The sequence below is a fragment of the Terrabacter sp. Soil811 genome (assembly GCF_001429655.1).
GTDB lineage: Bacteria > Actinomycetota > Actinomycetes > Actinomycetales > Dermatophilaceae > Terrabacter.
Genome location: NZ_LMSX01000001.1, coordinates 810,235 through 833,247 on the forward strand (window position 1 = coordinate 810,235; position 23,013 = coordinate 833,247).

A 23,013-nucleotide genomic window follows, 5' to 3' on the forward strand; every position below is an offset into this window, starting at 1 on the left:
ACAACGTGCGGCTCCCGACCGGGGCCGCACGTCATGCGCACCGACGGCCAACGAGCCGTCGAACGAGGAGGATCCGTGCGTAGGACGTCAGTGGGGCTGCTCAGCCTCGCCCTGGCAGCGGGTATGGGGGTGACCGTCGGAGTGCCGATGGTCGGCGCCGTTCCCACCACCAGCCCGAACACCGTGCAGGCGGGCGACACCGCCGCACCCGCGCAGTCCGACGAGCTCTCGAGCCCCCAGCAGGAGAAGGCGCGAGCCCTCAAGAAGCGGGCCGTCACCGAGGTGCTCGACGGCAAGGCCACGACCGTCAAGAAGGGCGCGAGCACGGTCGCCAAGATCTCCGGCGCGAAGAAGCCCGGGGGCGGCACGACCGACGAGTACGTCGAGGTCGGCCGTGAGGGCACCGACAAGATCTTCGTCGTCCTCGCCGAGTTCGGAAACCAGCGCAGTCCCGCCTACCCGGACGTCGACTCCGACCCGGCGACGCCTGGTCCGACGACGTGGGACGGCCCGCTGCACAACGCGATCCCGCAGCCCGACCGCACGCTCGACAACTCGACGAACTGGAACGCGAACTCCAGCCGCGACTACTTCCAGAACCTCTACTTCGGAAACGGCGGCACCATCGGCGCCGGCGGTGCCCAGGAGACCGTCAAGCAGTGGTACGAGCGCCAGAGCTCGGGCCGTTACAGCATCGACGGACAGGTCTCCGACTGGGTCAAGGTGCCCTACAACGAGGCTCGCTACGGTCGCGACTCCTGCGGTTCGCACGTGTGCACCAACACGTGGGCCCTCGTTCGTGACGCCGTCAACCAGTGGGTCGCCGACCAGAAGGCCCAGGGCCAGACGGACGCCCAGATCAAGTCGACCCTGGCGACCTACGACCAGTGGGACCGCTACGACGCAGACGGTGACGGCAACTTCAACGAGCCCGACGGCTACATCGACCACTTCCAGATCGTGCACGCGGGCGGCGACCAGGCCGACGGTGACCCGATCCAGGGCGAGGACGCCATCTGGTCGCACCGCTGGTTCGCCTACTACACCGGGGCGGGCACGACCGGTCCGGCCGGCAACCTCAACGGTGGCACGCAGATCGGCAACACCGGCCTCTGGGTCGGCGACTACACGATCCAGCCCGAGAACGGCGGCATGTCCGTCTTCACGCACGAGTACGGCCACGACCTCGGCCTGCCCGACCTCTACGACACCGCCACCGGCGCCGACAACGGCGTCAACTGGTGGTCGATGATGAGCCAGAGTCGCCAGGCCGGTCCGAACGACCAGTCGATCGGCTCGCGCGGCTCAGACTTCGGCGCGTGGGAGAAGCTGCAGCTCGGCTGGCTCGACTACAAGTACATTCCGTCGGTGACGGCCACCGGCACCTCGGTCGACCTCGGCCCGCACGAGTACAACTCGGCCAAGAAGCAGGCCGTCATCGTGGGTCTGCCGAAGAAGACGGTCGTCACGAAGCTCGCCGCCCCCGTCGAGGGCAGCAAGACGTGGTACGGCGGACGCGTGGACGCGACGAACGCCACGATGACACGTGACGTGACGCTCGCTGCGGGCACCTCGACGCTGACGTTCCAGACGAACTACTTCATCGAGGACTGCACGTGCGACTTCGCCTACGTCGAGGTCAACGACGGCTCCGGCTGGACGACGGTCAAGGGCAACATCACCGGTGACGAGAACAACGGCATCACCGGCACGACCGATGACAAGTGGATCCCGGCAACGTTCGACCTGAGCGCCTGGGCGGGCAAGACGGTGAGCCTGCGCTTCCGTTACGCCACTGACGCGGCCTACACCGAGCGCGGCTTCTTCGTCGACGCAGTCAGGGTCGTCTCGGGCGGCGCCACGATCGTCGACTCAGGCGCCGAGAACGGCACCGAGGGGTGGACCCTCGCCGGCTTCTCGGCCGTGGGTGGGGAGACCTCGAGCCAGTTCAGCAACTACTACATCGCCTCGAACCGGAACTACCTGTCGTTCGACAAGTACCTCCAGAGCGGCCCGTACAACTTCGGCTGGCTCAACACGAACGGCGACAAGGTCGAGCACTTCCCGTACCAGGACGGACTGCTCGTCAGCTACTGGGACCTCTCTCAGGCCGACAACAACACCGGCGCACACCCCGGTGAGGGCGAGATCCTGCCGGTCGACGCCAACGCGGCGCCGCGCCAGCTCTCCGACGGCACGTTGTTGCGGGCTCGTATCGCCGGGTACGACGCGCCGTTCTCGCTGTCCAAGTCGGACACGTTCACGTTCCACAAGAACGGCGTGCCCTTCACGGTCGCCGGCGCTTCCCCGGCCCCGGTGTTCAACGACGGCAAGCAGTTCTGGTACTCGCAGACGCCCTACACCGGCGTCAAGGTCCCGAACAACGGCGTCAACATTGGCGTGCAGAAGGTTGACGGCACCTCGATGACGGTCAAGGTGTGGCTCCGCTGACGCGGATCCCCCTGTGAGACAGTGAGGCCCGCCCCCTTTGTGGGGGGCGGGCCTCATAGCTTCAGGAGGCGTATGCCGCTCGGCTCGGTTGCGCTGGACGGCAACCGGACGGCATACGCCCTCGGCGCAGGATCAGACGGAGGCTGCGAACGCCTTCTCGAAGATGTCGAGACCCTCGGAGAGCAGCTCGTCGCCCGCGGCGAGCGGCGGGAGGAAGCGGAAGACGTTGCCGTAGGTGCCGCACGTCAGAGTCACGAGGCCCTCGGCGTGGCAGGCCTGGTTGACGGCTCCGGTCAGAGCGGCGTTGGGCGTGAGGTCGCCGGCGCCGTTGACGAGCTCGACGGCGAGCATGGCCCCGCGGCCGCGGATGTCGCCGATCTGGGGGTACCTCTCGGCGAGGGCCTGCAGGCGCGGGACGAAGAGGGCCTCGACCTGCTTGGCGCGGCCGCAGAGGTCCTCCTCCTTCATCGTCTCGATGGCGCCGAGGGCAGAGGCACAGGCGACGGGGTTGCCGCCGTAGGTGCCGCCGAGGCCGCCGCCGTGGATGGAGTCCATGACGTCGGCACGGCCGGTGACGCCGGCGAGCGGGAGCCCGCCGGCCATGCCCTTGGCGGTCGTGATGAGGTCGGGCACGACGCCCTCGTACTCGCTCGCGAACCAGTCACCGGTGCGGCAGAAGCCGGTCTGCACCTCGTCGGCGATGAAGAGGATGCCGTTGTCGGCACACCAGTCGGCGACCTGCTTGACGAATCCCGGTGCGGGGACGATGAATCCGCCCTCGCCCTGGATCGGCTCGAGGATGACGGCGGCGAGGTTGTCCTCCCCCACCTGCGCGTGCACCTGCGTGACGAACGCGTCGAAGCTCTCCTTGGCGCAGTCGGCCGCGCCACCGGGCCAGCGGTAGGGGTAGCTCATCGGCGCGCGGTAGACCTCGCCGGCAAAGGGTCCGAACCTGTGCTTGTAGGGCATGTTCTTGGCCGTCAGTGCCATCGTGAGGTTGGTGCGCCCGTGGTAGGCGTGGTCGAACGCGACGACGGCGTTGCGGCCGGTGAAGTGGCGGGCGACCTTGACGGCGTTCTCGACGGCCTCGGCGCCCGAGTTGAAGAGCGCGGTGCGCTTGTCGTGATCGCCGGGCGTCAGGTCGTTGAGGGCCTCGGCGACCTCGAGGTATTCCTCGTAGGGGGTCACCATGAAGCACGTGTGGGTGAAGTCCTGCACCTGCGCGGTGACGCGGTCGACGACGCGCGGCGCGGCGTTGCCGACGGTCGTCACGGCGATGCCGGAGCCGAAGTCGATGAGCTGGTTGCCGTCGACGTCGACGAGGATGCCGCCGCCGGCGCGCTCGACGTAGACCGGCAGACCGGTGGAGACTCCGGCGGACACGGCCGCCGTCTTGCGGGCCTGGAGCGCGGCCGACCTGGGGCCGGGGATCGCGGTCTGCAGGAGCCGCTGCTGGGGGACGTTGCTCATGCCCGTCAGTATGCCGCCCGGACGCCTCAGAGCGGAACCCGGGTCGGCGCGCGCGCACCTGCTCATTCCGTACTCGAACGCCGCGTTCGGTCACGAACTCAGCGGCAGAACGCTGAGTTCACGACCGAACGCGTCGTTCGGCGTCAGTGGACGGGACGGACGACCCGGTACCGCAGGTGGACGGTCTCCGGGGTGCCCACCGCCTCGAGCAGCTCGAGGTCGACGTGGCCGACGTCGAGACCGGCGAACATCGGCGTGCCACGGCCGAAGAGCACCGGGGCGACGTGCAACGAGACCTCGTCGACGAGTCCGGCCGCGAGACACTGGCGGCCGAGGTCCGCCCCGCCCATGACGGTCACGGTGCGACCACCGGCCGCTGCGCGGGCCTGGTCCAGGGCGGACTCGATCCCGCCCGTGACGAACGTGTAGACGCCGCCCTCGGGCACCGAGCTGGGCGCCGGCGCCTCGTGGGTGACGACGAACACCGGGCGCCGGGCATCGCCCGACGGGCCGTCGGCGCCCCAGCCCGCAATCGAATGGTCATAGGTGGTGCGGCCCGCGACCACGGCGCCGAGGTCGGTGACGGCACGCTCGAGGTAGTCCCGGTCGACGAGCCAGCCGTGCAGCTGCTCGCCGCCCGGTCCGAGCGGCTCCTCGGCGGTCTGCGGTGCGGCGGTGACGAACCCGTCGAGGGACAGGCTGATGTCGAAGACGGTCCTGCTCATGGCTCCTCCTCGGTGACGGGTCTGTGTCGTGTCGTGTCGTGTCGTGACGTGTCCTGCGCTGACCGGCGGCACACCCTGTCGTCGTGCCGCCGGCCGGCGGTCAGAGCTCGACGCCCTCGCCGAAACGGCCGCGGGCCTCGTGCGGGATGAGCGGCTTCTCGGCCCGGACCTTGAGCTCCTGGACGGCCCACGAGTTGCCGTCCGGGTCGGAGAAGCCGAAGAACGTACCCCCGTCGCGCGGGTCGATGACCTGGACCTCGGAGCACTCGACGCCCCGGCCGACGAGCTCCGCGTGCGCCGCGGCGGCGTCGGACACGACGAGCTGGATGCCGTGCAGCGACCCCGGCGCCATGGCCTTCTGCGAGGGCAGGTCGCCGATGACGATCGAACACCCCGACCCGCGCGGCGTGAGCTGCGCGACGTGCATGTGCTCGTTCCTCGTGTCGTGGTCGAGGGCGAACCCGACCTGGTCGCGGTAGAAGGCGATCGCGGCCCCGAGGTCGCTGACCGGCACGATGACGACCTCGAGCGTCCAGTCCACGGCGCTCAGCCCTGGGCCGAGGCGGACGCGGATGCGGATGCAGAGGCCGACGCGGCGACGAGCTCCTCGAGCCGCTCGTAGCCCTGGGCCATGCCCTGCTCCATGCCGCTCTCGACCATCATGTCGCGACCCTCGACCGTGCGGCCGATGCTGCGGCCCTCGAGCCGGCAGCGACCGTCGCCCAGGTCGACGAAGTGCATGAACTCGATGGCGACCTCGTCGGGCGCGCCCTCGAACTCGAAGGTCTGGACGGCGAAGTCGTTGTCGCGGACCGTGTGGAACGTGCCGTGGAAGCCGTAGACGTTGTCGCCGTCGCGGTGGGTGTAGCGGTAGCCGCCGCCGGACGTGAAGTCCCAGCGCTCGATCTGCATCTCGTAGCCCCGCGGGCCGAGCCACTGGCGGACGAGCTCGGGGTCGCGGTGGGCGTTGAACACGGCCTCGACGGGGGCGTCGAACTCGCGGGTGAAGTCGATCCACGGCACGCCGGCGGGGATGTCGAGGGTGAGTGAGTTGGTCATGACTGCTGCTCCTTGTCGGTGTTCTGCGTGGTTGCCGCAGGTGCTGCGGGTGGGGTGCTGCGCTCGAGCACGGCGTCGAGCGACCGGAACCGCTGCTCGGCGGCGAGCCGGTAGCGGTCGATCCAGGCCGTCATCGCCTCGAGGCGAGCGGCCTCGAGGTGGACCGGGCGGCGCTGGGCGTCGCGGGTCCGGCTCACCAGGCCGGCCAGCTCGAGCACCTGGATGTGCTTGCTGACGGCCTGCTTGCTGATCTCGAACGGTTCGGCGAGCTCGTTGACGGTCGCCGCGCCCCGGCTGAGGCGGGCGATGATGGCGCGCCGGACGGGATCGGCCAGGGCCGCGAAGGCGCGGTCGAGGTCCGCATCCGAGACGGGCGAGAGAATCATGGTCAACTAACTCCTTGATCAACTAATGCATTGATTAAAACTCACGAACGTCCCCCCGTCAACCCCCTTTCCGACGAGCCTCGCGACCCACCCACCGAGCGGTCGCCGTCGAGTCGCGCACGCGGCATACGCAAGCACTCCATGTCCGCAGGTGCGGGTGTAGGGTCACGGTCATGCCGCATCTGCGTATCACCGAGGCCGCCTCCCTCCTCGGCGTCTCCGACGACACAGTGCGTCGCATGGTCGACTCCGGCCGCCTCGACGGGTCCACCGACGACGCCGGCCGCCGGACCGTGGACGGCGCCCAGCTCGCAGCCGTGGCCCAGGAGCTCGCGCATCCGGCTGCGGTCGGCACCATCGGGGGTGCGTCCGCCCGCAACCGGATGCGCGGCATCGTCACCGCCATCACGAAGGACACCGTCATGGCCAAGGTCGAGCTCCAGTGCGGGCCGTTCCGCATCGTCTCGCTGCTCTCGAGCGAGTCCGTCGACGACCTCGCGCTCGAGGTCGGTTCCGTCGCCGTCGCCAGCGTCAAGTCGACCCACGTCGTCGTGGAGGTCCCCGCATGAGCACGCCGCTCCCCCGAACCCCCCGAACCCCCCGAACCCCCCGAACCCCCCGAACCCCGCGAGCCACCCGAAGCCCCCGCCACACCCTCGCGCCCACCGTCGCCGCCCTCGCCGCTGCCACCGCCCTGCTCCTCGCCGGCTGCGGCAGCTCCACCCCGTCCGCCGACGGCACCGGGCAACCGGGGAAGTCCGGTGCCTCGGCGGCCTCCCTCCAGGGCACCGTGACGGTCCTCGCCGCTGCGTCGCTGACCGAGTCGTTCGACCAGCTGAAGAAGGACTTCGAGGCGGCCCACCCGGGGGTCACCGTCGAGACCTCCTACGGCTCCAGCGCGACCCTCGTGCAGCAGGTCGACAACGGTGCGCCCGCGTCGGTCATCGCCCTCGCCGGCACGGCCGCGGCCAAGCCGCTCGACCAGGGCATGGTCAAGGACACGAAGACCTTTGCGACCAACGTCCTCGAGATCGCCGTCCCCCCGAGCAACCCCGGCGCCGTCGCCTCGATCAACGACCTCGCGAAGCCGAGCGTCAAGGTCGTCCTCTGCGCCGACACCGTGCCGTGCGGCAAGGCCGCGCAGGCCACCTTCGCCAAGGCCCGGATCGTGCCCAACGTCGTGAGCAAGGAGGTCGACGTCAAGGCGACCCTCTCCAAGGTCAAGCTCGCCGAGGCCGACGCTGCCGTGGTCTACCACTCCGACGTCGTCGCGGCGAAGGACGCCGTCACGGGCGTCGAGATCCCCGCGCAGTTCAACACGAGCCTCTCCTACCCCGTCATCACGCTCTCCGACGACACGGCGACCCAGGCCTTCGTCGCCTACCTGCTGAGCGCCGAGGGCCTGGCCACCGTGCAGTCGTTCGGCTTCGGCGCGCCCTGAGCGGCGCCCCGTCCGGCCACCGGCAGGATGACCTGACATGAGGTATGCCGCCCGGTGGCGTTCGCGCGTCGCGCTCGGCGTGCCGGCGGCGCTCGCACTGCTCCTGCTCGTCGTGCCGCTCGTGGCGCTGCTGCTCCGCGCGGACTGGGCCCGCATCCCGTCCGACCTCGCGACCCCGACCGTCCTGCCGGCGCTGCGGCTCTCGCTGACGACGACGTCGGTCACGGCCGTCCTGTGCCTGCTGCTCGGCACTCCCCTGGCCTGGTTCCTCGCCCGCTCCGAGCACCGGGCCACGAGCTGGGTCCGCGCGCTGCTCACCGTGCCCCTGGTCCTGCCGCCCGTCGTCGGTGGCGTCGCCCTGCTCATGACGTGGGGGCGCAACGGCCTCATCGGCCAGTACCTGACGCCCTTCGGCATCCAGATCCCGTTCACGACGGTGGCCGTCGTGCTCGCCGAGACCTTCGTGGCGATGCCCTACTACGTCCTTGCCGTCGAGGGTGCGATGCGCGGACTCGACCCCCGGCTCGAGTCCGTGGCCCGCACGCTCGGGGCGAGCGACGTGCGCTACCTGCGCACCGTGGGGATCCCGCTCGTGCTGCCCGGCATCGCGAGCGGACTCGCCCTCGCGTGGGCGCGGGCGCTCGGCGAGTTCGGCGCCACGATCACCTTCGCCGGCAACTTCCAGGGTCGCACCCAGACCCTGCCGCTGCTCGTCTACGTCGAGCTCGAGCGCGACCCGCAGGTGGCCGTCTCGATCAGCATCATGCTGCTCGCGGTCAGCGTGCTCGTGCTCGGCGTGCTGCGCGGGCGGTGGCTCCGATGAGCGCCGCGAGCCGCGTCGGCGCCGGACTCGATGCGCGGATCCGCCTGTCCCGCGGCGAGATCGAGGTGGACGTGGCCCTGACCGCCGAGCCCGGCCAGGTCATCGGCGTCCTCGGCCCCAACGGCGGCGGCAAGACCACCACGGTCCTCGCACTCGCCGGCGTGCTGCACCTCGCCGAGGGCCACGTCCGGGTCGGCGGCCAGGTGTGGGACGACGGACGGCACCGCCTCGCCCCGGAGCAGCGCGCCGTCGGGCTCATGCTCGCCGACAGCCTGCTCTTCCCCCACCTGCGCGCCCTCGACAACGTCGCCTACGGCCCGCGCAGCCGCGGCGTCGGGCGGCACGAGGCGCGAGACCGCGCCCGCACCGAGCTCGAGCGCGTCGGCCTCTCCGACCGAGCCGCCTCGCGCCCCCGCGAGCTCTCGTCGGGACAGCAGGCGCGCGTGGCCCTCGCCCGCGCCCTGGCCACCGACCCGGCGCTCCTGCTCCTCGACGAGCCGCTCGCGGCCCTCGACCCCGACACGCGCGCACGGACACGGAGCGACCTCGCAGCCCGCCTCACGGCATACGACGGCGTCACGGTGCTCGTCACCCACGACCCGCTCGACGCGCTGACGCTCGCCGACCACCTCGTCTTCGTCGAGGACGGTCGGGTGACGCAGTTCGGCACGCCCGCCGAGGTGCTGAGCGAGCCCCGGAGCGCCTACGTCGGCACCGTCGTCGGGCTCAATCTGTATGCCGCACAAGGCGATTCGCACGGTCACGTGCACACCGCGGACGGTGGGCTGATCGTCACCACGAGCCCGACCGAAGGGGCCGTGTGGGCGACGGTCCCACCGAGCGCCGTGTCGCTGCACCGTCACCACCCGGAAGGGTCGCCGCGCAACGCCTGGCGCCTGCGCATCGCGTCCGTGACCATGCAGGGCCAGTCGGCCCGCATCGGTCTCGTGGGCGAGGTGCCGCTCACCGCCGAGGTGACGCTCGAGTCGGTCACGGCGCTGGGGCTGCAGGTCGGCCACGACGTCTGGGCGGCCGTCAAGGCCACCGAGGTGCGCACCTACCCGCGCTGAGCCTGACCCTCCACCCTCTTCCACTCGAGTGGCCGCTGCGTCACTCTGGCCCCATGTCGGGGGTGGTACGCGTGGGGCCGGGAGGCCACTCGAGTGTGACGGACCGCCCACTCGACGGCGTTGTGGTGCGGCGGACGCGGAGGAAGGCCAGCACGGACGGCAGCTGCACGACCGCCGCCACGAGGAGCGCGACGGGGATCGACGTCCGCGTCGCGAGCGCCCCGAGCGGCGGCCCGCCCGTGACCTGGCCGATCGCGTTGGCCTGGCTGTTCATCGACAGCACCGTCGCCCGCGACGACGACTCGAGGTTGCGGTTGAGCCATGTCGCCTGGATCGGCGCGCTGAAGGCGCTGCTCGCGTTGTGCAGCCACAGCGCCGCGAGGACGAGCCACAGGTTGCCGAGCAGCGCGACCCCGACGACGGCGACGACCTGCGCCGCGGCAGCGAGGGCGACCGGCAGTCCCGGTTCTCCTCGACCACCCGGGCGGGGAGCCAGCGGCTGCTCGCACCCGACGCGAGCAGCGAGATGACCGACCCGATGAGCGCGAACACGGTGAACGCCACGGCGGGATCGCTGCCGAGGAACGACGGCATCGCGAAGGTGTCGAGCACACGCACCTGCCAGAGCCGGTCGAAGACCTCGCTCGACAGGCCGACGAGCACGCTGACGAGGAGGAAGACGCGCACGACCCGCCGCCCGCGAGCGACGGCGAGACCCGCGACGAACTGGTCCTTGAGGTGTCCGAAGGTCTCACGGTCACCGCGGGGCGTCGGGTGGAAGTGGCGCTCGGGCATCGCCACCGCGAGGCCCACGGCGAGGAGCACGAGCGTCACGCCGGCCACGACGATCGGCACCCGGAGGGCGATGAGACCGAGACCGCCCGCGGCCAGCGTGCCGAGGAAGCCGAAGGCGAGGTCGAGCTGGGTCTCGCGCGTGAAGACAGGAGCGACGTGCTCCTCACCCACCTCGTCGGTGATCCACGCCTGCAGCGCACCGGACGTGAAGGTGTAGCCGATGCCCCAGATGACGTTGCCGACGACCGCGGCGGCGAAGGTCGCGAGGACGCCCTCGACGGCGAAGCCGACTCCGACGAGTAAGAAGCCGATGATCACCGAGACGCGGCGGCTGTGCAGGTCGGCGACGATCCCCGTCGGCACCTCGAAGACGAAGCACGTCGCCTCGAGGACCGTGCCGACGAGGACCATCTGGAACGGGTCGAGGCCGACGACGCGGTACTGGAACACGAGGTTGAGGGTGAAGCACGCCGCGAAGGCGAAGGCCGCCACGGCCGTCAGCACGTAGAAGGTGGACGTCGCGTCCGCCTCGCGCAGCGGACGCCGCAGGAGCGCGAGCACCCTTCGACGGTAGGGCCCACGCGGTGCCCGCGTCGCCGGGGTTTCCGGGGCGTGTGCCGCGGGGCCGGCCGGGCGGCATACGTGGGCTCCGTCGGTGGTGGCTCCGCAGACGACCCGGGCCAACCGGGCACGGCGGTGGCCGGGACCTCAGCGGTCCCGGCCACCGGTCGGGCGCTCAGGGGAGCGCGAGGAAGGCGTTGCGCAGCAGGGGCTGGTTGTTGACGAAGCCGTAGCTCGCGCACGCGGCCGCGCTGCACGAGACGCGCGAGTCGACGCCGACCCGCATGTCGATGTGCAGGTGGGAGTCGGTGCAGAGGGCGTGGTACTTCGTGCCGACGTAGCCGATGCGCTGGCCCTTGGTCACCGACTGCCCGACCGAGACCACCGGCGCGGGGCTGTCGTCCATGTGGGCGAAGTACCAGAGTCGGCCGAAGCCGTCCTTGACCGTGACGGTGCTGCCGACACTGTCGCAGCCGGTGCTGCCCGCGCGGATGTTCTTCGTCATGACCGTCCCGTTGACCGGCGAGAGGACCGAGGTGCCGGTCGCGGCGAAGATGTCGGCAGCGTTGTAGTCGTGGTGGCAGTTGACCTTGCTGTCCCAGCACCAGTGCGGCGTGCGGTTCTTGATGTCGGCCTGGTTGACCGAGAGCGGGAAGCGCAGCGACGCGTCGCCGATGATCTGCGAGGCGTTGTTGTTCTTGACGTTGGAGTTGAGGTCGACCTGGGCGCCGTTGGGCACCTCGTCGTAGACGCCGCCGAAGTCGCTGTTGTAGAAGACGAAGACCGACGTCCCGGTGCGGTTCCAGACCGACGCCGTGTTGTTCTTGACGCACTGGCCCTGGCCCGAGCCGCTGCTGACGAACTCGATGCACCCCGAGCCGGTGCCGTAGTCGCGCTGCGAGTTGACGAGGTCGACGCGCGACCCGGCGTTGCCGCTGTTGTAGTAGAGACAGAACTCGCCGGACTCGCACACCCCGTTGCGGGCCGTGGCGTTGGCGTTCGGCGCGGTGCCGACGAGGGCGGCTGCGACGCCGAGCACGGCGACCAGTCCGACTGCGAATCTCCTGAACATCTCGTGTCCTTCCGAGCGATGAGGTGGTGCCCTGTACGAGCCACTGAACCGACGCGGCCTAACAAGCGGCTAACCCCTCGACCACCGGGTCCGTCTCACACTTTGGACGAAATGCTCGGACGTCCTAGTATCGATCCATGCCAGCGACGAGGCTGATGCCGACCGACGAAGCCACCGACCTGATCGAGCTGACGCGAGAGATCTGCCGCAAGGACCTCGCGCCGAAGGTCGACGACGCCGAACGCGCCCGCACCTTTCCCGAGGAGACCTTCCGCACCCTGGGCCGGGCGGGCCTGCTGTCGCTGCCCTACCCCGAGGAGTTCGGTGGGGCCGACCAGCCCTACGAGGTCTATCTCCAGGTCGTCGAGGAGATCGCGTCCGTCTGGATGAGCGTGGCCGTCGGCGTCAGCGTGCACAGCCTCACGGCCTACCCCGTCGCGACCTTCGGCACCCGCGAGCAGCAGGAGGCCCTGCTGCCCGGGATGCTCTCGGGCGAGCAGCTCGGTGCCTACTGCCTCTCCGAGCCCCTGGCCGGCTCCGACATCGCCTCGATGACGACGCGGGCGACCCGCACCGACGACGGCTGGTCGCTCAAGGGCACCAAGGCGTGGATCTCGCACGCCGGGCACGCCGACTACTACACGACCTTCGCCCGCACGTCCGACGACGGCGGCAAGGGCCTGTCGACCTTCATCGTCCCCGGTGACGCCGCAGGCCTGACCTTCGCCGAGCCCGAGCGCAAGATGGGCCTGCACTGCGACCCCGTCGCCCAGGTCATGTTCGACGGCGTCCCCGTCGACGGCGCGCGGCTGGTCGGCCGCGAGGGCGACGGCATGAAGATGGCCCTGTCGGCCCTCGACGCGGGACGCCTCGGCATCGCCGCTGCCGCCACGGGCCTGGCCCAGGCCGCCCTCGACGCCGCCGCCGACTACGCGACCGAGCGCCAGCAGTTCGGCCGACGCATCGCCGACTTCCAGGGACTCGCCTTCCTCATCGCCGACATGGAGGCCGCGGTCACCTCGGCCCGTGCCACCTACCTCCACGCGGCCCGCCTCAAGGACGCCGGCCGCGGCTTCGGCAAGGAGGCCGCCGTCGCCAAGCTCATCGCCACCGACGCGGCCATGAAGGTGACCACCGACGCCGTCCAGGTGCTCGGCGGCGCCGGCTACACCGAGGACTTCCCGCTCGAGCGCTACATGCGCGAGGCGAAGGTGACCCAGATCTTCGAGGGCACCAACCAGATCCAGCGCCTCGTCATCTCGCGCCAGCTCCTCGCCCGTTGACGCCGACCGGCATCTGCTCCCGCTGACCTCCCGACGCCCGAAAGGCCTGTCATGCAGCTGAACTCGTCCACCGTCGCCGTCGTCACCGGTGGTGGCTCCGGCCTCGGCGGTGCCACCGCTCGCCGCCTCGTCGCCGACGGCGCCACCGTCGTCATCATCGACCTCGAGGGCTCCACGGCCCCGGCGCTCGTCGACGAGCTCAACGCGCAGCGCGAAGGCAGCGCCGTCTTCGTCGCGGCCGACGTGCGCGACGAGGCCCAGGTGCAGGCCGCGATCGACCGGGCCACCGCGCTCGGCGAGCTGCGCATCGCCGTCAACTGTGCGGGGGTGGCGACACCGGGCCGCGTCATCGGGCGGGGTGGGCCGCTCTCGCTCGACACGTTCAAGACGGTCATCGACATCAACCTTGTCGGCTCGTTCAACGTGCTCCGTCTCGCGGCAGCGGCGATGCTCGGCAACGAGGCCGTCGACGGCGACCGAGGCGTCATCGTCAACACGGCGAGCATCGCCGCCTTCGACGGCCAGATCGGCCAGGCTGCGTACGCCGCGAGCAAGGGCGGCATCGTCGGCCTCACCCTGTCGGCGGCTCGAGACCTCGCGGACAAGGCGATCCGCGTCATGACCGTCGCTCCCGGCACCTTCGAGACGCCGATGCTCGCCGGCCTGCCGGGCGAGGTCAAGGAGGTCCTCGAGAAGCAGGTGCCGCACCCGTCGCGCCTCGGCCGCCCCGAGGAGTACGCCAACCTCGTGCGCCACATCGTCGACAACCCGATGCTCAACGGTGAGGTCATCCGCCTCGACGGCGCCCTGCGTATGCCGCCGCGCTGAGTCGCCCACGCCGCTCCACCCTCCCAGTCGAGTGAGCGCTCGAACGGGCACGACCTCACACGTGTGGACGCCGAGCCGGCCAGCGCTGGGACACTGGGGGTGTGAACGAGCCCGGCGGTGACCTCGTGATCGCAGCCGGTCCCGGCCTGCGGCGCGGTCTCGTCATCCCCGCCGGCGAGCTCGTCGAGCGCTTCAGCCGGTCCTCCGGCCCCGGCGGTCAGGGCGTCAACACGACGGACAGCCGGGTCGAGCTCGTCTTCGACCCGGAGACCTCGACCGCCCTGACGCCGGCCCAGCGCGAGCGCCTCGTCACCGCCCTCGACGGTCGGCTCGTCGCCGGACGGCTCACGATCGTGGCCTCCGAGCAGCGCTCACAGCTGCGCAACCGGGCCGCGGCCCGCGAGCGTCTCGTCGACCTGCTGCGCGACGGCCTGGCTCCCCCGCCGCCGGCCCGACGGGCCACGAAACCGACGCGCGGCTCGCAGCGGCGGCGGATCGAGGGCAAGAAGCGCCGCTCCGAGGTCAAGTCGGGTCGTGGCCGCATCCGACCCGACTGACGGAGCGCATGACGGGAGCACTCGACGTACGGAACCGACCGGGCGTGGCCTTCTCGACACGTCAGGCGTGCGGAGGCTCGAGCAGCGTCGTGTCGACGACCGCGTCGACGTCGACGGGGCCGTAGACGTGCGGGAACGTCTCACCCGTCGCCGGGTCCCCGACCTCGCGGACCACGCGCGACAACAGCCGCGACTCGTCGATGTGCAGCAGCACGAGGGGTTCCGTGACGTCGGCGTAGAAGCGCGACCGCACGACGGGCCACTGCTCCGCCGACGAGGCATGGACGAAGCCTTCCTCGGCGAGCGAGCGGCCGCGCGTCGAACGCGCATAGGTGCCGTCCCGGAGAGCCTGCTGCCAGTGGGCCTGCTCGGCCAGGTGGTAGATCATGCGCCGCGACGCTACCAAGCAGGCCCGCGAGCGGTGACGTGTATCTCAGGCAGCGCCCACGCCCCCTGAGGAGAGAGAGGCTGGGGGTGTGGATCGCGGTCGACCGCAGTCCCCGGCCGCACGCACCTGCTGGGAGGACGGCGCACCATGACCAGGACGCAGGACCCTCGGGACGAGGCCGAGCTGAGATACCCGCCGAGCGTGGCGAACCTCGGCGGCCACGACCTCTCCTACGTCGACACCGGCCACGGCTCCGCGATCCTCTTCATCCACGGCCTGCTCGGCTCGCACGAGAACTGGACCCACCTCGTCGACCGCCTCGACACCGAGCACCGGGTCGTCATCCCCGACCTCTTCGGGCACGGCGCCTCGGCCAAGCCCGTCGGCGACTACTCGCTCGGGTCGCACGCCGCGATCCTGCGCGACCTCATCGACCGGCTCGGCATCGCGAAGGTCACGCTCGTGGGCCACTCCCTCGGTGGGGGCATCGCCATGCAGTTCTGCTACCTCTTCCCCGAGCGCGTCGAAGCCCTCGTCCTCGTCTCCAGCGGAGGCCTCGGGAGATCTGTCAGCCCACTGCTGCGCTCGGCGACCCTCCCCGGTGCCGAGCTCGTGCTGCCGGTCATCGCCTCGGCCTGGGTGCGCGGCCGCGTCGAGACCGTCGGGCGCGCCGTTCGCGGCCTCGGCTGGCGACCGAGCGCCGACGTCTCGGCCGCGTGGAAGGGCTTCACGTCCCTCTCGGACGCCGAGAGCCGTCGGGCCTTCCTGGCCACGACCCGCGGCGTCATCGACCCCGGCGGCCAGACGGTCAACGCGCACGGGCAGCTGACGACCGCAGACCACATCCGCACCCTCGTCATCTGGGGCACCCGGGACCGGATGATCCCCGTCGGCCACGCGGAGCGCGCCCACGAGGTGTTCCCCGGCGCCGAGGTCGTGCTGTTCGAGGGCGCCGGCCACTTCCCGCACCTCGAGCAGCCGGACCGCTTCGCGAGCGTCCTCGAGCGGTTCATCCACGGCTGACGTCGGTTTGGCCGCGACCCGAGACACCATCGTGTCTCGTGCGGAGGTCAGGCCGGCCCGGGCCCGAGGGCGTGGGTCCCCGACCGGCGCAGGGCCTGCGGGTCGACGACGGTGACGCGGCCACGGTCGAGGACCACGGCCCCGGCCGACTCGAGGCGACGCAGGACGCGGTTGGCCGTCGGCCGGGTGACCCCCGCCAGCTCGGCCAGCTCGGACTGGTTGAGGTGCACCGTCACCGGGGAGCGTGACGGTGCGGCAACGGCATACACCCCACACAAGGACACGAGGCTGCGCACCACACGGAGCTCGGCGGGCGTGTGCAAGGCCTCCATGAGCGCGTCGGTCAGTCGGCTGACCCGGGCTGCGAGGAGGCGCACGAGGAGACGGTTGACCTCAGGGTGGCGGTCGCACAGCCGCTCGAAGTCCGCGAAGGACAGCGACAGGGTCACGGTCCGCTCGACCGCCTCGATCGTCGCCGTCCGCCGGCCGGCGCGCACGATCATCGCGAGCTCGCCGAAGGCCTGGCCCGGGCCCATGACGGCGTAGGCCAGCCGGTCCCCCTGCTCCGACGACCGGCGGGCGACGACCCGGCCCTCGACGACGAAGTGCACGGTGTCGGCGGCGTCCCCCTCGTGGAAGACCACGTCGCCCGCGTCGTACGTGTGGCGGTGCATCGACGCCACGACCTCCCGACGCTCGGCCGGCGCGAGGTCGGACAGCAGCCCGAGGTCGAGGGTCACGGCCGCCCTGCCGTCCGGTCCCGGTGCCGGCGAGCACTGCCGGGGTGTCGCCGCGCGCACAGACAGCGGCCGGCGGCGGCGGGACCGTCGTGGGAGACGACACCAGAACGTGACCGCACCGGGACATCTGCAGCACGAGGGGCAGCGAACCCCTCACCGAGGGAAGGCACTTCCATGACGACGACAACGGCACGACGACGGGTCCACCCGGACCTCGCGCACCACCACCCCCGGGTGACGCGCCTGCCCCGAGGCGGGTGGACGTGGGAGTGCGACTGCGGCGGCGCCTCGGCCCGCTCCGTCGTGGCCCGCCTGACGTGGCACCAGGCGTTCGTGGGTGCCCTCATCCACTCGGCCTCGATCGCTCCCTGAACGGTCACCGCAGACCCTCGCCGAGGCGCCCCCGCAGGGGCACGGGGAGCGGCGCCAGCGACGCACGCGCCTCGGCGAGCAACGCCGACTCCGCCCGGTCGAACACATCCTGGGCGGAGTCTGGCGTGTCCCCGATGGCGGTCATGCCGACGCGGCCGCACTCGGTGATCGAGCTGATCATGTGGAAGACGACGCCCGTCTGGCGCGACTGGTCGAAGTGGAGGCCGGCGCGCGCCACGAGGTCGAAGAGGTCGTCGACACCCATGCCCCGGAGCGTCTCGTCCTCGAGGTGGTCGGTCGCCACGAGGTGGCGTTCGGCGCCGGACGGGGTGACGAAGCGCCCCTCCTCGTGGACATAGGTGCCGTCGGTCAGGAACTGCAGCGTGAGGAACGGGTGCGTCGTACCGCCCCTGCGCAGGTTGATCTCGATGGCGTGGGTCTGCCATTGCTTGCCCTGGCGGACGACGACGAAGTCGAGGGCGAACCGCCCGAGCACCCCTTTGTCCGCGAGGATGCGACCCACCTTCTCCGCCTCCCTCGTGATCGTCGTCGCGTAGGCCGGATCGGCCGGGAACCGCGCACCGAGGTACATCTGGCCCGTCGGGCCACCGAGGACCTGGTCGTGGGTCGAGAGGATCTCCAGCTCCCCCAGGGGCGTCACGCGCAGCTGCACGCTCGGACTGCGCACCTCGTCACCGACGATGCGCTCCTCGACGATGCCACCGCGCTCGTCCAGCCGCCCGAGGTAGGCACCGGTCTCGATGCGTGCGTCCTCGAGCTGCATGCCCAGCACCCGTTCGGTGACGACCGCACGCAGCGCGCCTGTCTCGCCGCCCGGATCCACGGCCGCCGCGGCCGCCGCGGCCGCCTCGGCCGCCGCGTCCACGGCGGTCAGGTCGACGAGGGCGTTGCCGGAGCCCGAGACACCCTCGTCGAGCTTGACCATCGCCCACTGCGCGCCGGGCCGCGACGCGTGCAGCTCGAGCACGGCGTCGACGACCTCGTCGACGGTGTGGACGTCCTCGGCGCCGAAGGGATGGTCGACGCCGGCCTCGGCGAAGATCCGTCGGCAGCCGGTCTTGGTGCCCAGCGGATAGAGGCGCGGGTCCGCGGCATACATGGGGATGCCGAGCATCAGCGCCAGGTCACGCTCGCGCGTCGTGCTCGTGTACGGGACGATGTGCGACCGTGCCGGGTCCGTCACGAGGGAGGTGATGCGGGACAGGACCCGGGGGCGGGCCAGCAGCTTGTCGGTCAGAGGCCGCGGGGAGGAGTCACCCACCGAGACCAGGTCGAGTCGGGCCCGGGCATGGCTCGGGATGACGCCGGGGAGCAGCGACAGGTAGTACTCGATGATGTGCTCGTTGATCGGCATCGACGTCACGTAGACCATCCGGAGGCGCGGCTGACGCAGGAGCAGCAGCATGAAGAGGAAACGCTCCTCCATGGCCTGGTTCATGGCGCCCGCCGACTGCGTGAGGTTGTCGACGCTCATCGACGGCACGACGACCACCGACTCCCGTGGGTCGGCTTGACCGAAGCGGCGCCAGACATCGGGCAGGGCCTGCTGCAGGTCGTCGAACAGTCGGCCGCGCGCCACCTCGTCGAGCGCGTCGAGGCCACCGCCGTCCACCGTCGGGACGATCGGGGCCTGGGTCGTCGCTTTCATGGGTCGTCCTCCCGGTCGGTGGTGCCGATGACCTCGTGGACCTCGAGGGGCCGCGAGATGCCGCGCAGCTCCACCGGCCCGAGCGAGCGCGTCTCGAAGCGCTCGTCGATCCCGGCACGCACGCGGGGGCTGATGAGGATCTGGCGGGCGGCAGCGGCCGCGCAGAGGCGGGCCGCGACGTTGGTGACGGTCCCGATCGCCGCGTAGTCCCAGCGTCCTTCGAAGCCGACCCGACCGAGCGTCGCGTAGCCCTGCGCGATGCCCACCCCGAAGCCGAGCTGGTGCCCCTGCCGGGACCACCCGGACGCGAGGTCGTCGACGCGGTCGCGCATGTCGAGCGCCATGCGCACGGCCCGCTCGGGTGCGTCCGGACACGGCGGGGGGTCGTTGAAGAACACCATGAGCCCGTCGCCGGCGAAGTGCTCCAACGTGCCCTCGTAGGCGAAGACGAGCTCCCCGAGGGCGCCGTGGTACTCGCGCAGCACGGACATCGTCTCCTCCGGCTCGGCGGTCTCCGCGAACGCGGTGAAACCCCGGAGGTCGGTGAAGACGGTGGTGATGTCGCGTCGGTGGCTCTCGAGGAACGACTCGTCGCCGGACTCGACGATGAGGCCCGCGATCTGCGGAGACAGGAACCGGCGCAGGCGGCCCAGCCGGTCGAGGTCGTCCACCTGCTCGGCCACCCGGGTCTCGAGCTCGGCGTTCCAGCGCTCGAGCGCGACGGTCTGCTCGAGCACCGTGTCGTGCAGTCGTTTGACGCGCGCCAGCGACCGGACCCGCGCCACGAGCTCGGCCTGGTCGAACGGCTTGGTGACGAAGTCGTCGGCGCCCACCTCGAGGGCGCGCAGTCGCTGCTGGGTCCCGCTCGCCGTCACCATGACGACCGGCAGCATCGCCGTGCGGGGGTCGGCCTTGATGCGCTCGCACGTCTCGTAGCCGTCCATGACCGGCATGAGCACGTCGAGCAGGACGACGTCGACCTCGCACTCGGCGAGCGCCTCGAGGGCAGCCTGCCCCGACGCCTCCGAGCGCACGACGAAGCCCCGCGGCTCGAGGACGGCGTGCATGAGCTTGCGGTTCTGCTCGAGGTCGTCGACGACGAGGACCCGCACGCCCGTGAGCGGCCGGACCCTGGCATCGCCGTCGAGGGGCGTCACGGCTCCGGGGCCTCCCGTCGGGGCAGGTGACGGCGCACCTGCGCCGGGAACTCACGGACGCTGATCGGCTTCTCGAGGTAGCCCGCGAAGCCCGAGACGAGGGCCCGCTCGCGGTCGCGGTGCATCGCGAACGCCGTGAGCGCGACGATCGGGATGTGCGCGGTCGGCTCGTGGTCCCGGATCAGCTCGAGGGCGGCGAAACCGTCGATGCCGGGCAGCTGGAGATCCATGAGGATGACGTCCGGCAGGCTGGTCCTCGCCTGCTCGACCGCCTCCTCACCGGTGGTGGCCACGAGGACGCAGAAGCCGGCATACTCCAGCACGTCCCGCGCGAGCTTGAGGTTGCGCGGGTTGTCCTCGACGATGAGCACGACAGGCAGCTCGCTCACGGCCCCTCCCCCTCCCGCACGTGCTCGGCGGCGACCGTCGCGAGCCGGCGCGCGAGCCCCGGCAGGTCGATGCCGGCCTTCTCGGCGACGAACGCGATGCGCCCCTCGAGACGCGAGCGGTCTTGTGGTGTCAGGGACTTCGCGGTGAGCACGACGATCGGCGGCCCATCGGAGTCGCGGTGCGGCCGCAGCTCGTCGATGACGGCGAAGCCGTCGACGTGGGGCATGAGCAGGTCGATGACGACGACGGACGGGGCGACCGCACGCACGAGGTCCGCCGCCTGCTGGCCGCCCGCGCACGTGTGCACCTCCCAACCCAGCGGCTCGAGCGTGCTGCGCACGAGCTTGAGGGCGAGGGGGTCGTCGTCGACGACGACGACGCGCAGCCGAGGACTCTGCTCGTCCGCGCGCGGCGGTGGCAGCAGCCGCGTCACGGCGGCGAGGAGGTGCTCACCGCTCACGGGCTTCACGAGGTACTCCGTGGCCCCCAGGGCGAAGCCACGGCCGCGCTCGGGCTCGACGCTGACCACGACCACGGGCACGTCGGCCGTGGCCGGGTCGTTCTTGAGCTCGGTGAGGACCTCCCACCCGTCCATCCCGGGCAGGTGGATGTCGAGGACGACCGCCACCGGGTCCTGGGCCCGGACGAGGTCGAGTCCCTGCTCGCCCGTCGACGCGGCGACGGGGCGGAGACCGGCTGCACGCAGGTGCAGCTCGACGAGCTCGGCCGAGCGCGGGTCGTCCTCGATGACGACCACGGTCGGACCGTCGACGTCCTCGACGTCGATCGTCCACACGTCACCGCCGGCCTCCCGGTCGGCGTCGGGCTGCGGGACCGAGATCCCGAAGGTGCTCCCCTCGCCCGGTGTGCTCGTGAGCCAGAGTCGCCCGCCGTGCAGCTCGACGATGCGGCGGCTCAGGGTGAGACCGAGGCCGGTGCCCTCGCTCGACGACGCCGTCCGCTCGCCCTGCTGGAACGAGTCGAAGATGCGCTCCTGGTCCGCCGGCGCGATGCCGATGCCCGTGTCGGTGACCGTGACGCCGACCTCCTCACCGTCGCGCCAGGCCCGGACGACGATGCTGCCGCCGTCCGGCGTGAACTTCACGGCGTTGCTCAGCAGGTTGAGCAGGACCTGCTTGAGACGCAGCTCGTCCGCCGCGACGAGGCCGAGCCCGTCCGATGCCTCCAGCGTCAGGCGTATGCCGTGCAGCGCCGCGCGCTCGCGCACGAGCGAGAGCGCCTGGACGAGGATGTCGTCGATGGGGAAGGTCGTGAGGTCGAGCTCCATGCGTCCGGCTTCGATCTTGGACAGGTCGAGGATGTCGCCGAGGAGGGCGAGCAGGTGACGCCCGGCCGAGTGGATGTCCTGGAGGTAGTCCTCCTGCCGCTCGTTGAGGTCGCCGAACATCCGCTCGAGGAGCACCTCGGAGAAGCCGATGACGGCGTTGAGCGGTGTCCGCAGCTCGTGCGACATGCTCGCGAGGAACTCCGACTTGTGCTGGCTGGCCTCAGCGAGCGCGACGCTCTGCTGCTCGAGCTGCTGGTAGAGGCGGGCGTTGGTCAGCGCGACGGCCGACTGGCTCGCGAAAGCCGCGAGCAGCTCGCACGTCTCGTCGCTGAACGAGCCCGTCGACTTGCGCCGCACGACGAGCGCCCCCACGACCCGGTCGGGACGCACGAGCGGGATGGCAACGAGCGAGCGCCAGCCCGACCCGTGGAGCACGGCGAGGTGCGGGTCGAGCGGCCCGGGCGCGGCGTCGAGGTCGGGGATCTGGAGCACCCGCCGACCGCGCGCGGCCCGGCCCACCCAGGTGCGGTCGATGTGGATCTCCGCGGCCCGCAGCGCATCGATGACGTACTCGCTCGTGCCGTAGGCCGTGCGCACCCGGAAGAGTCCCGTCGCCTCGTCGAACTCCATGAGCGAGCCGCCGTCGGTGTCCGACAGCTCGACCGCGTGGCTGACGATCGTCGTCAGCACCTCGTCCGCGACGAGCGTCGAGCTGATCGCCTCCCCCACCTCGGCGAGCGCCTCGAGCTGGTCGACCTTGCGGGCGAGCTCGGCCGACCTGCTCTCGAGCGCCGAGAAGAGCTCGACGTGCCGAAGGGCGAGCGCCGCCTGCTCGGCGAACGTCGACAGGAGCTCCTCGGCGGCCTCGTCGAAGGGCGCAACCTGCGTGCGCCACACGTTGAGGGCGCCGACGACCTGGTCGCCGACCACCATCGGTGCGCCCATCATCGTCCGGTAGCCACCGACCCGCTGGAAGTCGGTGCGACGGTAGTCCGGATCGGCGAGGACGTCCTCGATCTGGTGCACCCTCCGGTCGATGGTCACCCGTCCGACCAACGTCGCGCGGTCGCGGACGATCGGGTGCTGCGAGACGAAGGCGACGAACTCCGGCGTCAGTCCGCTCGACCGCGCGAGCACGAACGAGTCATCCTGCACGAGGTAGATCTGCGCGACCTGCGCGCCGAGGAGCCGCCGGGCGCTGTCGACGACCGCGTCGAAGACCTCGTCACGGCTGGCGGCGCCGCCCGTCGTCGAGGCCGTGAGGACCTTGAGGATGTCGCTCGTGGCCCGCAGCTGCTCCTGCGTCGTCGCCAGCCGGTCGGCGAGCTGGTGGGCACCCCCGACCGCCTCGTCGCCCGTCTCTTCGAACCCGCTCATGCGAGTCCCCCATCGACCTGTGAGTCCCTGTGGTCCCCCACCGAGTGTCCTCCCCGAACGGTCGGCGCACCATGGGAATCCGAAGAGC

At 71.2% G+C, this 23,013-nt stretch carries 24 protein-coding genes; 10 read left to right on the top strand and 14 right to left on the bottom strand.

From position 1 onward, the window contains the following. Positions 1-75 precede the first annotated feature (75 nt). Complete coding sequence (locus ASH01_RS03755) at positions 76-2,451, top strand: immune inhibitor A domain-containing protein (protein ID WP_056771470.1); 2,376 nt, start codon at positions 76-78, stop codon at positions 2,449-2,451. Between the two features lie 132 nt (positions 2,452-2,583). Here ASH01_RS03755 and gabT read toward each other — a convergent pair whose 3' ends face one another. The 5 genes from gabT to ASH01_RS03780 all read right to left on the bottom strand — a co-directional run bounded on the left by gabT (position 2,584) and on the right by ASH01_RS03780 (position 6,091). Next, the gene (gene gabT / locus ASH01_RS03760) at positions 2,584-3,921 is read right to left on the bottom strand and encodes a 4-aminobutyrate--2-oxoglutarate transaminase (RefSeq protein ID WP_056771473.1); all 1,338 of its coding nucleotides are present in this window, start codon (positions 3,919-3,921) and stop codon (positions 2,584-2,586) included. A 143-nt stretch (positions 3,922-4,064) separates the two neighbouring features. Beyond that, positions 4,065-4,646 (bottom strand): dihydrofolate reductase family protein, encoded by a 582-nt coding sequence (locus ASH01_RS03765; protein WP_056771476.1) that lies wholly within the window; start codon positions 4,644-4,646, stop codon positions 4,065-4,067. Positions 4,647-4,746: 100 nt separating this feature from the next. Next, positions 4,747-5,187: a VOC family protein gene (locus ASH01_RS03770; protein ID WP_056771479.1), complete on the bottom strand. Its 441-nt coding sequence runs from the start codon at positions 5,185-5,187 to the stop codon at positions 4,747-4,749. Between the two features lie 5 nt (positions 5,188-5,192). Beyond that, positions 5,193-5,705 (bottom strand): SRPBCC family protein, encoded by a 513-nt coding sequence (locus tag ASH01_RS03775; protein WP_056771482.1) that lies wholly within the window; start codon positions 5,703-5,705, stop codon positions 5,193-5,195. Next, positions 5,702-6,091 carry an ArsR/SmtB family transcription factor gene (locus ASH01_RS03780; RefSeq protein ID WP_056771483.1) on the bottom strand — a complete coding sequence of 130 codons (390 nt, stop codon included), beginning with the start codon at positions 6,089-6,091 and terminating at the stop codon, positions 5,702-5,704. The genes ASH01_RS03775 and ASH01_RS03780 overlap by 4 nt, the downstream gene beginning before the upstream one ends. Positions 6,092-6,264: 173 nt before the next feature. Here ASH01_RS03780 and ASH01_RS03785 point away from each other — a divergent pair, with 173 nt between their 5' ends. Genes ASH01_RS03785 through ASH01_RS03800 form a run of 4 tightly spaced genes read left to right on the top strand, consistent with a single transcriptional unit; the run spans position 6,265 to position 9,425 of the window. Further along, positions 6,265-6,660 (top strand): TOBE domain-containing protein, encoded by a 396-nt coding sequence (locus ASH01_RS03785; RefSeq protein WP_020143406.1) that lies wholly within the window; start codon positions 6,265-6,267, stop codon positions 6,658-6,660. Continuing rightward, positions 6,657-7,532, top strand: coding sequence for a molybdate ABC transporter substrate-binding protein (gene modA, locus ASH01_RS03790; RefSeq protein WP_056771488.1), 876 nt, complete (start codon positions 6,657-6,659; stop codon positions 7,530-7,532). Before ASH01_RS03785 ends, modA begins: the two co-directional genes overlap by 4 nt. A gap of 37 nt (positions 7,533-7,569) precedes the next feature. Further along, positions 7,570-8,355: an ABC transporter permease gene (locus ASH01_RS03795; RefSeq protein WP_056771491.1), complete on the top strand. Its 786-nt coding sequence runs from the start codon at positions 7,570-7,572 to the stop codon at positions 8,353-8,355. Continuing rightward, entirely contained in the window at positions 8,352-9,425 is a 1,074-nt protein-coding gene (locus tag ASH01_RS03800; RefSeq protein ID WP_056771494.1) for an ABC transporter ATP-binding protein, read from the top strand. Before ASH01_RS03795 ends, ASH01_RS03800 begins: the two co-directional genes overlap by 4 nt. 40 nt (positions 9,426-9,465) lie before the next feature. Here the strand turns inward: ASH01_RS03800 and ASH01_RS03805 are convergent, their stop codons facing one another. The 3 genes from ASH01_RS03805 to ASH01_RS03815 form a co-directional block, all read right to left on the bottom strand. Further along, a complete protein-coding gene (locus ASH01_RS03805; RefSeq protein ID WP_156415401.1) occupies positions 9,466-9,699 on the bottom strand; it encodes a hypothetical protein in 234 nt (77 codons plus the stop codon). After that, positions 9,696-10,781, bottom strand: a complete 1,086-nt coding sequence (locus tag ASH01_RS03810; RefSeq protein WP_056771503.1) for an MFS transporter — start codon at positions 10,779-10,781, stop codon at positions 9,696-9,698. Before ASH01_RS03810 ends, ASH01_RS03805 begins: the two co-directional genes overlap by 4 nt. 175 nt (positions 10,782-10,956) lie before the next feature. After that, on the bottom strand, positions 10,957-11,853 hold the full coding sequence (locus ASH01_RS03815; RefSeq protein WP_082619374.1) for a peptidoglycan DD-metalloendopeptidase family protein: 897 nt from the start codon (positions 11,851-11,853) through the stop codon (positions 10,957-10,959). A 137-nt stretch (positions 11,854-11,990) separates the two neighbouring features. Between ASH01_RS03815 and ASH01_RS03820 the strand changes: the two genes are divergently transcribed. From ASH01_RS03820 to arfB, 3 genes are all read left to right on the top strand, one after another. Beyond that, positions 11,991-13,136, top strand: a complete 1,146-nt coding sequence (locus ASH01_RS03820) for an acyl-CoA dehydrogenase family protein (protein WP_056771507.1) — start codon at positions 11,991-11,993, stop codon at positions 13,134-13,136. A gap of 51 nt (positions 13,137-13,187) precedes the next feature. Continuing rightward, positions 13,188-13,964 (top strand): SDR family NAD(P)-dependent oxidoreductase, encoded by a 777-nt coding sequence (locus ASH01_RS03825; RefSeq protein ID WP_056771510.1) that lies wholly within the window; start codon positions 13,188-13,190, stop codon positions 13,962-13,964. A gap of 101 nt (positions 13,965-14,065) precedes the next feature. Continuing rightward, the gene (gene arfB / locus ASH01_RS03830; protein WP_200958944.1) at positions 14,066-14,521 is read left to right on the top strand and encodes an alternative ribosome rescue aminoacyl-tRNA hydrolase ArfB; all 456 of its coding nucleotides are present in this window, start codon (positions 14,066-14,068) and stop codon (positions 14,519-14,521) included. 61 nt (positions 14,522-14,582) lie between these two features. Here the strand turns inward: arfB and ASH01_RS03835 are convergent, their stop codons facing one another. Beyond that, the gene (locus ASH01_RS03835) at positions 14,583-14,909 is read right to left on the bottom strand and encodes a DUF952 domain-containing protein (RefSeq protein WP_056771514.1); all 327 of its coding nucleotides are present in this window, start codon (positions 14,907-14,909) and stop codon (positions 14,583-14,585) included. Between the two features lie 147 nt (positions 14,910-15,056). On the opposite strand from ASH01_RS03835, the gene ASH01_RS03840 reads away from it, so the two are divergent. Beyond that, entirely contained in the window at positions 15,057-15,932 is an 876-nt protein-coding gene (locus ASH01_RS03840; RefSeq protein ID WP_056771517.1) for an alpha/beta fold hydrolase, read from the top strand. A gap of 47 nt (positions 15,933-15,979) precedes the next feature. On the opposite strand, the gene ASH01_RS03845 is transcribed toward ASH01_RS03840, so the two are convergent. Then, complete coding sequence (locus ASH01_RS03845; RefSeq protein WP_056771520.1) at positions 15,980-16,672, bottom strand: Crp/Fnr family transcriptional regulator; 693 nt, start codon at positions 16,670-16,672, stop codon at positions 15,980-15,982. A gap of 174 nt (positions 16,673-16,846) precedes the next feature. Here ASH01_RS03845 and ASH01_RS03850 point away from each other — a divergent pair, with 174 nt between their 5' ends. Next, positions 16,847-17,044 carry a hypothetical protein gene (locus ASH01_RS03850; RefSeq protein WP_020143422.1) on the top strand — a complete coding sequence of 66 codons (198 nt, stop codon included), beginning with the start codon at positions 16,847-16,849 and terminating at the stop codon, positions 17,042-17,044. A gap of 4 nt (positions 17,045-17,048) precedes the next feature. Here ASH01_RS03850 and ASH01_RS03855 read toward each other — a convergent pair whose 3' ends face one another. From ASH01_RS03855 to ASH01_RS03870, 4 genes are read right to left on the bottom strand one after another with little or no spacing between them, the layout of a single operon-like run. Further along, entirely contained in the window at positions 17,049-18,713 is a 1,665-nt protein-coding gene (locus tag ASH01_RS03855) for a peptide ligase PGM1-related protein (protein WP_056771524.1), read from the bottom strand. Continuing rightward, positions 18,710-19,870, bottom strand: coding sequence for an adenylate/guanylate cyclase domain-containing response regulator (locus ASH01_RS03860; RefSeq protein ID WP_056771528.1), 1,161 nt, complete (start codon positions 19,868-19,870; stop codon positions 18,710-18,712). The genes ASH01_RS03855 and ASH01_RS03860 overlap by 4 nt, the downstream gene beginning before the upstream one ends. Beyond that, the gene (locus ASH01_RS03865; RefSeq protein ID WP_056771530.1) at positions 19,867-20,259 is read right to left on the bottom strand and encodes a response regulator; all 393 of its coding nucleotides are present in this window, start codon (positions 20,257-20,259) and stop codon (positions 19,867-19,869) included. The genes ASH01_RS03860 and ASH01_RS03865 overlap by 4 nt, the downstream gene beginning before the upstream one ends. Further along, positions 20,256-22,925 (bottom strand): response regulator, encoded by a 2,670-nt coding sequence (locus ASH01_RS03870; protein ID WP_056771533.1) that lies wholly within the window; start codon positions 22,923-22,925, stop codon positions 20,256-20,258. The genes ASH01_RS03865 and ASH01_RS03870 overlap by 4 nt, the downstream gene beginning before the upstream one ends. Between the last annotated feature and the right edge of the window lie 88 nt (positions 22,926-23,013).

Bases quoted from the DNA above. Each gene is read 5' to 3' on its own strand.
- gabT (WP_056771473.1), bottom strand. From the start codon at position 3,921: ATGAGCAACGTCCCCCAGCAGCGGCTCCTGCAGACCGCGATCCCCGGC.
- ASH01_RS03765 (WP_056771476.1), bottom strand. From the start codon at position 4,646: ATGAGCAGGACCGTCTTCGACATCAGCCTGTCCCTCGACGGGTTCGTC.
- ASH01_RS03775 (WP_056771482.1), bottom strand. From the start codon at position 5,705: ATGACCAACTCACTCACCCTCGACATCCCCGCCGGCGTGCCGTGGATC.
- ASH01_RS03780 (WP_056771483.1), bottom strand. From the start codon at position 6,091: ATGATTCTCTCGCCCGTCTCGGATGCGGACCTCGACCGCGCCTTCGCG.
- ASH01_RS03785 (WP_020143406.1), top strand. From the start codon at position 6,265: ATGCCGCATCTGCGTATCACCGAGGCCGCCTCCCTCCTCGGCGTCTCC.
- modA (WP_056771488.1), top strand. From the start codon at position 6,657: ATGAGCACGCCGCTCCCCCGAACCCCCCGAACCCCCCGAACCCCCCGA.
- ASH01_RS03795 (WP_056771491.1), top strand. From the start codon at position 7,570: ATGAGGTATGCCGCCCGGTGGCGTTCGCGCGTCGCGCTCGGCGTGCCG.
- ASH01_RS03800 (WP_056771494.1), top strand. From the start codon at position 8,352: ATGAGCGCCGCGAGCCGCGTCGGCGCCGGACTCGATGCGCGGATCCGC.
- ASH01_RS03805 (WP_156415401.1), bottom strand. From the start codon at position 9,699: ATGAACAGCCAGGCCAACGCGATCGGCCAGGTCACGGGCGGGCCGCCG.
- ASH01_RS03815 (WP_082619374.1), bottom strand. From the start codon at position 11,853: ATGTTCAGGAGATTCGCAGTCGGACTGGTCGCCGTGCTCGGCGTCGCA.
- ASH01_RS03820 (WP_056771507.1), top strand. From the start codon at position 11,991: ATGCCAGCGACGAGGCTGATGCCGACCGACGAAGCCACCGACCTGATC.
- ASH01_RS03825 (WP_056771510.1), top strand. From the start codon at position 13,188: ATGCAGCTGAACTCGTCCACCGTCGCCGTCGTCACCGGTGGTGGCTCC.
- ASH01_RS03835 (WP_056771514.1), bottom strand. From the start codon at position 14,909: ATGATCTACCACCTGGCCGAGCAGGCCCACTGGCAGCAGGCTCTCCGG.
- ASH01_RS03840 (WP_056771517.1), top strand. From the start codon at position 15,057: ATGACCAGGACGCAGGACCCTCGGGACGAGGCCGAGCTGAGATACCCG.
- ASH01_RS03850 (WP_020143422.1), top strand. From the start codon at position 16,847: ATGACGACGACAACGGCACGACGACGGGTCCACCCGGACCTCGCGCAC.
- ASH01_RS03855 (WP_056771524.1), bottom strand. From the start codon at position 18,713: ATGAAAGCGACGACCCAGGCCCCGATCGTCCCGACGGTGGACGGCGGT.
- ASH01_RS03870 (WP_056771533.1), bottom strand. From the start codon at position 22,925: ATGAGCGGGTTCGAAGAGACGGGCGACGAGGCGGTCGGGGGTGCCCAC.